The organism is Brachybacterium sp. GCM10030267 (assembly GCF_042666875.1).
GTDB lineage: Bacteria > Actinomycetota > Actinomycetes > Actinomycetales > Dermabacteraceae > Brachybacterium.
In genome coordinates this window covers 513,940-525,627 of the sequence record NZ_JBHTCX010000012.1, presented here as the reverse complement: position 1 = coordinate 525,627, position 11,688 = coordinate 513,940, and the positions used below count along the sequence as shown (strand labels likewise).

The following is an 11,688-nucleotide window of genomic DNA, read 5'->3' as shown; positions in this document are numbered from 1 at the left end:
CCATCATCCATCGTCCTCGTCGCTGGTGTCGTGTTCGCTGTCGTCCTCATCCTCCTCGAAGTCCTCCTCATACGGTCCCCACCACTGGTGCTGACACGATGAGCACGTGCGGTCGGGGCCGATCATCGTGCAGCCGCCGAAGACCATCCACGCCGGTGCGGCCTCCACGTACAGCACGTCCGGCAGCCCTCGGACATGGTGGACGATCTCTCCCGAACCGCAGCTCGGGCACGTTCCACGCTCGGGGAACTCGAGCGGTCGGCCGACGCTGTCGCTCGGCTCGGGTGGAAGGATCATGGGAGCAGTCTGGCGCGACGGTGTGACAACCGACTCGCCCACGCTCGACCCGACATCGTCCGTTCGGACGAAGACGTCGCGACGCTGCCATCGCACCATGGCGACATGGAGTCACCCGCCCGGTCCACACCGGTTCTGTCCGCATCGGCCCGTGCCGGGATCGTCCTGTGGGCAGTGCAGGTGCTGTACGTCCCGATCGAGTTGGCCGCCGCGGCGTGGAGCACCGCGCCCTACAGCCTGGCGCACAACACGATCAGCGATCTGGGCGCGGTCACCTGCACGTCGATTCCCTACCACTCGCAGCACGTCCCGGTCTGCTCCCCGGCTCACGTGGCCGTCAACGGCGCCTTCATCCTGTTCGGAGCGGCGATGGCGGTGGGCGCCGTGCTGCTGCGCCCGCAGCTTCCGACGGGAGCGATGATGACGGCGGCGGTGGCTCTGTGGGTGATGACGGGCCTGTCGTCGATCGGTACCGGGTTGACGCCGCTGGATCAGCTGCTGACTCTGCACGTGATCGTCTCGCTCCCGGGCATCGTGCTCAGCGGCGTCGCCATGGCGCTGACCGGGGCCGTGCTGGCACGATCGTGGGATCCACGATGGTGGCGGCTCGTCGCGATCGGAGCGCTCAGCCTCGTCTCGGGTGTTGTCCTGCTGGTCAGGCTCGAGGTGCAGTGGGGCGGTCTGATCGAGCGCTTCGCACTGTGGCCGTCCTTCGCCGCATGCACGGTCGTGGCGCTGGCCGCGCTGCGCCGAGCTGGCGAGCGTGGGCGACCGGGACCGCGACAACGCGGCGCGGCGCGGAGTCGTGACATCGCGTCATGAGCCCCCGGGCGTCCGTGCTGGGCATCTGCCTCGTCCTGCAGCGGACACTGCGCTCGATGGCCGGGCCCTGATCGGTGGGTCTCAGCCGCAGGTGTCGCAGACCCCGGTGTAGGGCATGGCGTAGAAGCAGGACGGGCAGATGGTCAGGACCTCTTCCCCCTTGGCGGGCGTCTTCTCGCGGGGCTGCGCGGTGGAGAGGTCGAACCCTTCGACCTGCTGATCCGGGCGGTCCGTCGGGGCCAGGCCCTTGCGGAACTGGACGTACCCGGGATGGATGTACATCAGGGAGCGCCCGTTCTCGTCCTGCGCGGTGATGCTGCCGTTGGACTGGGTGCGATAGAACGTCCGCGCCCCGATGCGATCGAAGTTCTCCCCGATCAGGCGGATGTCGGCGAGGGACCAGTTCGAGTTCCACGCGAGCGCCTCGTCACGGGTCATCCGGCGGCGGGTGGCAGAGAGAGTGTTCATCACCTAAGTAGAGCACGGCGTGTAAAGGCCGCCCGCCGCGCCGGAAGGGCTCTCTTGACGTATCAGTGTCGGTGTGCCGACTCATCGACGCTGGTCAGCGCGGAGGTTCGGCCGCGTGATCCGCGAGGCGAGTAGATCGCGCTCTCGGCCCCCGTCACGGCGGCCCAGTACCGGTCTCCGAACGACCAGTGCCACCACTCAGGTGGGTAGTTCACCATGCCGGCACGGGTGAGGGCTGTTCCCAGCGTGTCGCGCCACCATCGCGCCTGTGCCGTGATGTTCCCGGAATCTGTGAAGCAGGCGCCGTCGCTCGCCTCGGGCGTGGCGTTGACCGGGCAGCCCAGATCCAGTTCCTGCCCGTCCTGGACCAGCGTGAGGTCCACTGCCGCGCCGCACGGATGCGGGGCGACGGCGGGAGGAGAGATGTGCTTGCTCGCCTCGACATGAACCCTCTGAACGGACCAGTGGGGATGTTGCCCGGCGAGACCCTGGCAGCGTTCGTCGAAATATCGATGCTGCAGCGTGACGGGACGGTGGCCTTCGACCACCAAAATCCGGATCCCGTCCGGCAGGGCGCGCTGGGCGACCACGAGCCGATCGAGCACGCCGCGTCTGAGCGTGGCCCAGGCCCCTTCCGGATCCTCCTTGCGCCGGTCCAGCAGCAGGTCCGGAGCGGTCCGGATGTCGACCAGGTCGTCACCGCACTCGGTGACGGGTATATCGAGGAGCGTCGGATCCGAAAGCAGCAGCACACGGGCATCGTAGAACTCCCGGAACCCCGCACAGGTGCGGCGATAGAGACAAGGACTGGTCGGGGCGTATCGGTGAGTTCTCGGCACGACCACTCCGCGGCCACGCCCGATTCGAGGCGTCGGCTGTCTGACCCCATTCGTACCTTTTCTCCTGAAGGCCCCAACCGGTAGGTGTTCCCCTCCGACATCGCGTCGGACGCCGATGCTCGTCGCAGATCCTGACCCTCGTCGAGCGCACGTATCCGCAGCAGGCCTCTTTTCTCAGCAGTAGCCCTGGCACGCCCGTGCCCAGGGTCCTCACCATGTACACAGAATGGAGTGCAGCTGTGAACAGCAATGCGCCCACGCCCGACGATCCGTCGGCCTCGAATCTGCCGCCCGCCCCGAATGTCGGCGCCGGTGCTCCCGGACCGCACCGCGATGACTCGGCTGCCGTTCCACCCAATGCCCCTGCGCCGTCGCGGAAGAAGAGAAGAGGATTGTTCGCTGCCGGTTGCGGGTGCATCGCTCTGTTCGTGGTGCTCGTCGGCGGCTGCTCCGCCATTGCCCTCTCAGGAAGTGGAGATCCTCAGCCGAGCGAGACGGAGACTGCGGTCGCCGAACCCGCCGAACCCGCCGACGTCGAGAACGTCGAGGAGCCTGCGGAGGCCGAGGCACCGGTCGACGACGCCCCGGCCGATGAGGACCCTGCGGAGGAGGCGGCAGCTGAGGGGGACGACGCGCCCGCTGAGGAAGCCCCCGCCGAGGAGGAGGCGCCAGCTGAGGATGATGTCCCGGCGGAATACACCTCCGCGCTGAACAGCGCCCAGAGCTACTCCGATCTGCTGCACATGTCCAAGCAGGGGCTGTTCGACCAGCTCACCTCGGAGTACGCCGACCAGTTCTCCGATGAGGCGGCGCAGTACGCCGTGGACAACGTGGAGGCGGACTGGAACGCGAATGCGCTGGCCTCGGCCGAGAGCTACTCGGAGACCATGCACATGTCCAAGCAGGGAATCTACGACCAGCTCACCTCGGAGCACGGCGAGCAGTTCCTCCCCGAGGAGGCGCAGTACGCCATCGACACCATCGAGGCGGACTGGAACGAGAATGCGCTGGAGAGCGCCCGCTCGTATCGGGACACCATGGACATGTCGCCCGAAGCCATCCGCGACCAGTTGACGTCGGAGTACGGAGGCCAGTTCACGCAGGAACAGGCCGACTACGCGATCGAGCACCTGGACGACTGATCGCTTGCGCTCCCTGCCCGGCCGTCGAGGCGGGCAGGGAGCGGCGCTCCGTGTCGCCCTTCGGCGCGCGCCGTGCGCGACGCCGGGAAAGCTCTCGCGCCCCCACCGACCACCGCGAGAGTCATCACTGATCGCCCGGCACGCCGTACGACGGGGCCGACGTCGGATCGACCGCACGTGTGAGGTAGTCCTGCTTCTGCGGCATCCACAGCTGGAGCAGGCGCGTCAGGTCGGCGAGCGGGTCACCGCTGTCGTCGACCCGCAGGTCCGTGGTTCGCCACGCGACGTCTTCGACGACGGCGAGCCTCCGCAGCCGTCACGAAGTACGTCAGCTGGGTCAGGGAGAGGTCGCGTCTGTGCGCGGGTATCCGGTCGCCTCCTGGTCGAACGGGGATGCTCCAGCATGAGGCGTCGCCCGCGGCCGGGTCGGCGGGATGCGCGACAGGACCGATCCGGCAGGGCGCGGCGGTGGTCGGAGTGGCCTTCCGCACGCCCACCGTTACCTGGGGCTCACATTCGGCTCACAATGCGACGCAAAGCGTCACATTAGCCCCTACATCACGTAGCGTTATGGACGACCGATCCGATGCATCGGGCCACTCCATGCGCCTGCAGGCCTCCGCGAGACCTGTCGCCCCCGACGCCTTCGCCAGGGCACGGAGCGCAGCCCGGGCATCCGGGTGCCCCCATGCATCCACCGACCCACCTTCACGGAAGGACCCCCGTGGCTTCCCACGTCGTCGACATGCTGACCATCGGCAACAGCTTCAGCACCCCAGAGATGCGGGAGATCTGGAGCGAGGAGAATCGCCTGCGCTGTCAGCTGGACGTCGAGGCGGCCCTCGCCGCGGCCGAGGGTGCACTGGGTGTGATCCCGCGCGAGGCGGCCGACGCGATCGAGCGCGCGGCCCACGGCGACTTCGATCTCTCGGCAATCGCTGCCGAGGGTGCCAAGGCGATGCACTCGCTCAACGCCACGGTCACCGCTCTCCAGCACGCCTCGGGTGAGTACGGGGAATGGGTCCACTACGGCGTGACGACGCAGGACATCGTCGACACCGGCACCATCCTGCAGATCAAGGCCGCGATCGTCCCGCTGCGGCGGGACCTGACCGCTGTCGCCGTCGCACTGCGCGACCTCACTGCGGCGCACCGGGACACCCCGATGGCCGCGCGGACGCACTACGTGCAGGCATTGCCCACGACATTCGGATTCAAGACCGCCATCTGGCTGGACGAGGCCCTGCGCCACCTCGAAAGGTTCGACGGCGTCACCCCGGATGTGCTGACCGGCAACGTCTCAGGGGCCGTGGGCACCTACGCGTCCTTCCAGGGGCGCGGTCGCGAGATCGAGCGGGAGACGCTGCAGCGCCTGGAGCTGGCCACGCCGCGGATCGCCTGGCAGGCCGCCCGGGACCGCATCGCGGAGTACGCCACCGTGCTCGGACTGATCTCCACCACGCTCGGCAAGATCGCCACCGAGCTGTCCACCCTCATGCACAGCGAGATCGGCGAGGTCGAGGAGCCCTTCACTGCCGGCAAGATCGGGTCGACCACCATGCCGCACAAGCGCAATCCCGCACTGCTGGAGGGTGCCGCGGCGCTGACCGCGCCCATCAAGCACGCCATGGCGCTGGTCCTGGACGGCTCTGCGACCGTCCACGAGCGCGATGCGATCAGCTGGAGGGCGGAATGGATCGCCCTTCCCGAGATCCATCTCTACCTCTCGGCGCAGCTGAAGACGCTCGGCGGAATCCTGTCCGGGCTCGTCGTGCACGAGGACGCCATGGCGCGCAACCTTGAGCTGCAGGGCGGACTGATCCTCAGCGAGAAGGCCATGTTCGAGATCGGTCGCGAGCTGGGCAAGCAGACTGCCCACCAGATCGTGTACGACGCGTCGATGGCCGCGGTCGAGACCGGCCGGCACCTCGCCGACGTCCTCGCCGAGGACGAGCGTGTCGCCTCCCGCTTCGAGCCGACGATGATCCGTTCCTGGCTGGAGGCGGGCGCCTATCTCGGGGAGACCGGTGCGGCCATCGATGATGTCCTCGCCGCGGCCGACGCCGCCGGGCTGCCCGCCGGTGAGTCCACGAGGCCCGGCCCGGCCGGATCGGCACCGTCCGACGGATCCGCCTCGTGACCGGCTCCGAGACGGGACAGAGCGCGACCAGCTGGCCGGGGTTGGCTCGGCTCGAACAGATCCAGCCCGAGCGCGCCGATGAGTACCGTGATCTGCTGCAGGCCGCCTATTCAGCGAACGTCGAGCTCGGAGTGCATTTCGGTGCCTCGCAGGCCTCTCGAGACGATGTGCTGACGCATCTGCGCCAGAACATCGCCTACGGCACGTGCGACGAGAACGGCGCCCTCATCGCGACCGTCTCCCTGCGCATGCCGTGGGGACCGAACCCGGGGTATCTGGGGCTGCCGCACATCGGCTGGCTCGCCACCCGCCCGAGCCACGCCGGGCAGGGCCTGGCGCGTTCGCTCCTCAGCCAGCTGGAGCAGCAGGTTCTGATCGGTCAGCTCCATGCCCCGGCGGTCTCGCTGGGCACCGCCCAGGATCATCCCTGGCTGGGCGCGTACTACCGCCGGCTCGGCTTCGAGCCTGTCGGCAGCCGGGACCTCGGCCTCGGCCACATCACCGACTTCTACATCCGCCCCCTCGACGACGTCGCCTACGCCGGCTGGCAGGCACGTCACACCGAGCTCTTGAAAGGACTCTCCTCATGAAGCGACGCACCTTCACCCTCTCTGCGCTGGCCCTCCCGGCGCTGCTGGCGGCGTGCAGCGGTGGTGACTCCGGCGCCATCCGCGCCGGGTCCACCGGCCAGTCCTTCCCCAACAGCTACCAGCAGGACGGCACGCTCGTCGGATTCGACGTCGAGGCGATCGAGACCATCGCGGAGAACCTGGGCCGCAGCGTGGACTGGACCAATGCCGACTTCTCCGGCCTGATGGGACAGCTGGAGGCCCGCAAACTCGACACGATCGCCAACAACGTTGCCGTGACCGAGGAGCGCGCCGCGCAGTACGACTTCACCGATCCGTACGCCTACATGGGCGCCACGATCGTCACCACCGGCGACAACGACGAGCTCAACGAGCTCGAAGACATCGCCGGGCACACGATCGCCGGCGTGCTGGGATCGAACAACACCACTCATCTGGAGAACTGGATCTCCGAACACGGCGTGGACGTCGAGATCCGCACCTATGAGACACGCGATGGCGCCATGCAGGATCTGCTCTCCGGCCGCGTGGACGGGTACATCAACTCCACCGGCATCTTTCTCGCCGAGATGGCCGAGAACGGCACGGACCTGAAGTTCGTCGGAGACCCGATTGCCTGGGAGTCGGTGGCTTTCCCCTTCGAGAAGGGTTCCGAGCTGGTCGCTCAGTTCAACGAGCAGATCGCCGCGCTGCATGAGGACGGCACCCTGGTCGAGCTGTCCCAGAAGTACTACGGCGATGACGTGACCACGGAGCCAGAGGGTTACGAAGGGAGCTGATCGATGGATCTCGATCCGGCATACATGCTGGAGGTACTGCCCCAGCTGCTGAAGTTCCTGCCGATCACACTGTTGATCGCCGTCGCCTCGATGGTGTTCGCCATCCTGATCGGTCTGCTCGTCGCGCTGATCCGTTTCCTGCAGATCCCCGTGCTGGATCAGCTGGCCCAGCTGTACGTCTCTCTGTTCCGTGGGATCCCCACTCTGGTTCAGCTGTTCCTCATCTACTACGGGCTGCCGCAGCTGATCCCCTCGCTGTCGACCATGGACGCGCTGACCGCCGCGATCGTCGGGTTCTCCCTCAAGGAGTCCTCGTATCTCGCGGAGATCTTCCGCGCCGCCCTGACCAGCGTCGACAGCGGACAACTGGAAGCCGGTCTGGCGACGGGGATGACCGCGCCGCAGGTCTACCGGCGCTACATCATCCCGCAGGCCGCCTACAACGCCCTGCCGGCTACCGGCAACATCTTCATCTCCCTGCTCAAGGAGACCTCGGTGGCCTTCACTCTGGGCCTTACCGAGTTGTTCGCCGAGGCCAAGATCGTCGCCTCCGCATCCTTCCGGTTCTTCGAGACCTTCCTGGTTGTGGGGCTGGTGTACTGGCTCCTGGTGATCGCCTACTCCTGGCTGCAGGGCCGACTCGAGAAGCGCCTCAGCCGCGCCTACGTGAGGTGAACCCCGCATGATCGACGTCAAAGACCTCAGCAAGACTTTTCACGGCAGGTCCGGAGAGAACACCGTCCTGGACGGCGTGGATCTCCAGGTCGGGACCGGCGAGGTGGTCGCGATCATCGGGCCCTCCGGCTCGGGGAAGTCCACCCTGCTGCGCTGCCTGAACCTGCTGGAGGCCCCCGACACGGGGACCATCGGCATCGACGACGTCAGCGTCGTCGCGCCCCGCATCACGGGCCCTCAGAAGCGAGCGCTGCGCTCGAAGACAGCCATGGTGTTCCAGAGCTACAACCTCTTCCGCAATCGCACGGCGCTGCAGAATGTCATGGACCCGATGACCGCCGGCGGGACCTCGAAGGCGGACGCCGCCTCGCGGGCGCGCGAGCTCCTCGAGCGCGTGGGTATCGCCGAGACGACCATGCAGCAGTTCCCGGTGACGCTGTCCGGCGGGCAGCAGCAGCGTGTCTCGATCGCCCGTGCCCTGGGTGCGCAGCCCTCGGCGATCCTGCTGGACGAACCCACCAGCGCCTTGGACCCCGAACTGGTCGGGGAGGTGCTCGCCGTGATCCAGGACCTCGCAGAGCAGAACATCACCCTGGTCATCGTCACCCACGAGATGGCCTTCGCCGCCGACGTCGCCGATCGCGTGGTCTTCATCGATGGAGGCCGCATCGTCGAGGAGGGACCGGCTCGCGAGGTCATCTCGACCCCGCGCGAGGAGCGCACACAGCGGTTCCTGCGTGAGACCAGCGGTCCACGGCCGCCCGCGCCGGCGGCCGGACAGAGCGCCGAGGAGCCGGGGGAGGAGGCCCCGGGCCTGGGCCGCTCTCCACTGGATACGAGGGGTCCGCTGGGGTGAGCGTGAACGCTCCGGAGAGCGCCGACGAGTCCGTCCGGGACGCTCTCGCCCGGGCCGTGCACGAGGCCGACCCGTTCTCGGACCCCTCCTGCGCAGACTGGCTGCGGGACGCGGCCGGCACGGCGGTGGCCGATGTCATCGCCGCATCCTTCGCCGTCGACGCCGACCCGTCCGCCCGTGCAGATCGCGACGGGCTCCTGGACTGGGCCCTGGCCGAAGGCACCCCGGCAGACCCGCGGGCTGTGATCGGCAGCGGGCACGCCTTGTCACCATCGCGCGCAGCCCTGGTCGGCGGATTCCAGGCTCACCTGCTCGATCTCGACGACACCCATGAACTGGTTCGGGGCCACCCCTCCGCGGTGCTCGTGCCCGCCCTCCTCGCCCTGGCCGGCCCGGACGACCCGATCGACCGGCTGCTGGCCGCCTACACCGTCGGGCTGGAGGTGATGGCCCGACTCGGCGAGTCTCTCGGGCCGATGCACTACCAGGCGGGATGGCATCCCACCGGAACCGCCGGTGCGGTCGCGGCGGCGGCCGCCGGAGCGCACCTGCGCTCCCTGCCCGTCTCCCAGGTCGCCACAGCACTTTCCGTCGCCGCCTCGAGGGCCGGGGGTGTGCGTGCGCAGTTCGGCACCTCGGGTAAGCCGCTGCACGTCGGTCTCGCATCCCAGAGCGGCGTCGACGCCGTCGGCTGGGCCCAGGCGGGCCTCCGCACGGCCGAGGACGCCGTGCTCGGCCCCGCCGGGCTGCTCGCCGCTCACGGCGTCCCCGAGGAGGGACGGCGTGCGGTGGTGGCTGGTCTCGGGACGCCACGGATGGCCCGGGACGCCGTGGGCAGCGGCTCCGGTGCTCGGATCGACGGTTCCACCGGCCCGGCCCCCGGCACCGCCTGGGCGCTGCTGGACCCCGGTCTCTGGTTCAAGCGCTACCCCTTCTGCTCAGCAGCGATGGCCGCGTCCGATGCCGCCTTCGCCCTCGCGGCCGGGCTCGAGGGATCCGCCTCTGAGCGCGCACGAGAGATCGCCTCGGTGACCGTGCGGATGCGCCCGGGCGCTGATGCGGCACTGATCCATACGGCTCCGCGGACCGCAGAGGAAGCCCGCTTCAGCGTCGAGGCCGTCGTCGCCCTGATCCTCCTGGGTCACAAGCCTTCCCTTGAGCATCTCGCCGGAGGCAGCCTGGACCCGCTGGTCGCAGAGGTCGGCGCCCGGATCCGCCGGGAACACGTTCCCGCGCCCGCCGGAGCCCCTGGGCTCCGGAGCCAGGCGGGCCCCGCCGCGCCCGAGGATCCTCCCGTGTCAGGTGGTCCCGCCGGGTCGAGCAGCCCTGCCCGGGCTGGCTCCGGCCGTCGAGACTTCTGGACGGAGGTCGTGTTGCGCACCACCGATGGCCGCACCCTGACGGCGCATGCCGATCGGCCACTCGGGGCACCGGAGAACCCGCTGCCCGCGCCCGCCCTGCGCGACAAGCTGGTCGCAGCCACCGGTGATGCCGCCCGGGCTGACCGGATCCGCTCACTGCTCGGGGTCGACCACCGCGCAGGCGCGGACGTCGCCGTCCCCGGGACGCCCCCGGGCACGGACCGCCCCACTATCGTGCAGCTGGCCCCGCTGCTGCAGGACCCACCGCAGTACCCCGACGGAAGGAACCCCGGTGACCATCACCGCCGCCACCGATGAGCAGCTCGCCCTCGTTCAGGACGAGGCCGTGCGCATCACGCGCGATCTGATCCGCATCGACACCAGCAACTACGGCGGCCACGATCCGGCCACGTGGGGACCGGGGGAGCGCACGGCCGCTGACTACGTCGTCGCCCAGCTCGAAGAGGTCGGCCTGGCACCGGAGATCATCGAATCCCGGCCCGGCCGCGCGAACGTCGTCGTGCGGGTCCCGGGATCGGATCGCGAGCGCGGCGGTCTGGTCATCCACGGTCACCTCGATGTGGTGCCGGCTCACGCCGAGGACTGGTCAGTGGATCCTTTTGCCGCCGAGATCGTCGACGACGTCCTCTACGGCCGCGGCGCGGTGGACATGAAGGACATGGACGGCATGATCCTCGCCGTCGTCCGTCACCTCGCCCGAACCGGCCAGAAGCCGCCGCGCGACCTGGTGATCATCATGTTCGCCGACGAAGAGGCGGGCGGGACCTACGGATCGCGCTGGATGATCGCCAATCGCCCCGACGTGTTCGAGGGATGCACGGAGGCGATCAGCGAGGTGGGCGGTTACTCGATCACCCTTCCGGACCGGGCGACTGGGCAGGATGTGCGCGCCTACCTGCTCCAGACCGCGGAGAAGGGGTACGCGTGGATGCGGCTGCGAGCCACCGGCCGCGCCGGCCACGGCTCCGTACCCAACGACGAGAACGCGATCGTGCGTCTCTCGCGGGCCGTCGCGGCGATCGACGACCACGTCTTCCCGCGCGAGTACGTGGCGAGCGTCCGCACGCTGTTCGACCGGGTCACCTCGATCACCGGCACTCCATGGGACGAACAGGACGTCGAGTCCTTCCTGCCGCTGCTGGGTGGGGCCCGCCAGTTCGTCACCGGCACCCTCGCCGACAGCGCGAACGTGACCACCTTCCACGCCGGGTACAAGGGCAATGTCATCCCGCAGACGGCCGAGGCGGAGTTGGACTGCCGCTTCCTGCCCGGGCACCAGGACGACCTGTTGGCGCTGATCGACGAGCTCTCCGGCGAGCATGTCGAGGTGATCGTCGACAAGATCGGCATCTCGCTGGACGCGCCGCACGAGACGCCCTTCGTCGATGCGATGCACCGCTCCATCCTCGCCGAGGATCCGGGCGCCGAACTCGTGCCCTACTGCCTCAGCGCCGGCACCGACAACAAGCAGCTCGCGCAGATCGGCATCGACGGGTACGGCTTCGCTCCGCTGCAGCTGCCCGCCGACCTCGACTTCGCTCCGCTGTTCCACGGCATCGACGAGCGTGTCCCGGTCGACGCGATCCGGTTCGGTGCCCGCGTCCTGCTTCGGCTCGTCGCGGACTGCTGAATCCTGCACCACTGCGGACCGTGAGGGAGGCTCCCCGGCAAGGGAACGCTCCCGTCCGAGATCACGTG

Annotated in this window: 12 protein-coding genes; 9 read left to right on the top strand and 3 right to left on the bottom strand. The window is 68.8% G+C overall.

Going from position 1 to position 11,688, the window contains the following annotated elements; all coding sequences use genetic code 11:
• Window positions 1-3 precede the first annotated feature (3 nt).
• Window positions 4-297 carry a hypothetical protein gene (locus ACFQS2_RS13425; RefSeq protein ID WP_377794049.1) on the bottom strand — a complete coding sequence of 98 codons (294 nt, stop codon included), beginning with the start codon at window positions 295-297 and terminating at the stop codon, window positions 4-6.
• 105 nt (window positions 298-402) lie between these two features.
• Between ACFQS2_RS13425 and ACFQS2_RS13420 the strand changes: the two genes are divergently transcribed.
• Window positions 403-1,119: a DUF998 domain-containing protein gene (locus tag ACFQS2_RS13420; RefSeq protein WP_377794048.1), complete on the top strand. Its 717-nt coding sequence runs from the start codon at window positions 403-405 to the stop codon at window positions 1,117-1,119.
• Between the two features lie 81 nt (window positions 1,120-1,200).
• Here the strand turns inward: ACFQS2_RS13420 and ACFQS2_RS13415 are convergent, their stop codons facing one another.
• Both ACFQS2_RS13415 and ACFQS2_RS13410 read right to left on the bottom strand, forming a co-directional pair.
• Window positions 1,201-1,587, bottom strand: coding sequence for a hypothetical protein (locus ACFQS2_RS13415; RefSeq protein ID WP_377016645.1), 387 nt, complete (start codon window positions 1,585-1,587; stop codon window positions 1,201-1,203).
• A 62-nt stretch (window positions 1,588-1,649) separates the two neighbouring features.
• The gene (locus ACFQS2_RS13410) at window positions 1,650-2,339 is read right to left on the bottom strand and encodes a M15 family metallopeptidase (protein WP_377794047.1); all 690 of its coding nucleotides are present in this window, start codon (window positions 2,337-2,339) and stop codon (window positions 1,650-1,652) included.
• Between the two features lie 479 nt (window positions 2,340-2,818).
• On the opposite strand from ACFQS2_RS13410, the gene ACFQS2_RS13405 reads away from it, so the two are divergent.
• From ACFQS2_RS13405 to ACFQS2_RS13370, 8 genes are all read left to right on the top strand, one after another.
• The gene (locus ACFQS2_RS13405; protein WP_377794046.1) at window positions 2,819-3,568 is read left to right on the top strand and encodes an Ltp family lipoprotein; all 750 of its coding nucleotides are present in this window, start codon (window positions 2,819-2,821) and stop codon (window positions 3,566-3,568) included.
• 724 nt (window positions 3,569-4,292) lie between these two features.
• Entirely contained in the window at window positions 4,293-5,708 is a 1,416-nt protein-coding gene (gene purB / locus ACFQS2_RS13400; RefSeq protein WP_377016651.1) for an adenylosuccinate lyase, read from the top strand.
• Window positions 5,705-6,298, top strand: coding sequence for a GNAT family N-acetyltransferase (locus tag ACFQS2_RS13395; protein ID WP_377794045.1), 594 nt, complete (start codon window positions 5,705-5,707; stop codon window positions 6,296-6,298). The genes purB and ACFQS2_RS13395 overlap by 4 nt, the downstream gene beginning before the upstream one ends.
• Window positions 6,295-7,077 carry a transporter substrate-binding domain-containing protein gene (locus ACFQS2_RS13390; protein ID WP_377016655.1) on the top strand — a complete coding sequence of 261 codons (783 nt, stop codon included), beginning with the start codon at window positions 6,295-6,297 and terminating at the stop codon, window positions 7,075-7,077. The genes ACFQS2_RS13395 and ACFQS2_RS13390 overlap by 4 nt, the downstream gene beginning before the upstream one ends.
• Window positions 7,078-7,080: 3 nt before the next feature.
• Window positions 7,081-7,752 (top strand): amino acid ABC transporter permease, encoded by a 672-nt coding sequence (locus ACFQS2_RS13385; protein ID WP_377016657.1) that lies wholly within the window; start codon window positions 7,081-7,083, stop codon window positions 7,750-7,752.
• A gap of 7 nt (window positions 7,753-7,759) precedes the next feature.
• Complete coding sequence (locus ACFQS2_RS13380) at window positions 7,760-8,608, top strand: amino acid ABC transporter ATP-binding protein (RefSeq protein ID WP_377016659.1); 849 nt, start codon at window positions 7,760-7,762, stop codon at window positions 8,606-8,608.
• Window positions 8,605-10,287 carry an MmgE/PrpD family protein gene (locus ACFQS2_RS13375; RefSeq protein ID WP_377794044.1) on the top strand — a complete coding sequence of 561 codons (1,683 nt, stop codon included), beginning with the start codon at window positions 8,605-8,607 and terminating at the stop codon, window positions 10,285-10,287. The genes ACFQS2_RS13380 and ACFQS2_RS13375 overlap by 4 nt, the downstream gene beginning before the upstream one ends.
• Entirely contained in the window at window positions 10,262-11,620 is a 1,359-nt protein-coding gene (locus ACFQS2_RS13370) for a M20/M25/M40 family metallo-hydrolase (protein ID WP_377016663.1), read from the top strand. The genes ACFQS2_RS13375 and ACFQS2_RS13370 overlap by 26 nt, the downstream gene beginning before the upstream one ends.
• Window positions 11,621-11,688: the final 68 nt, after the last annotated feature.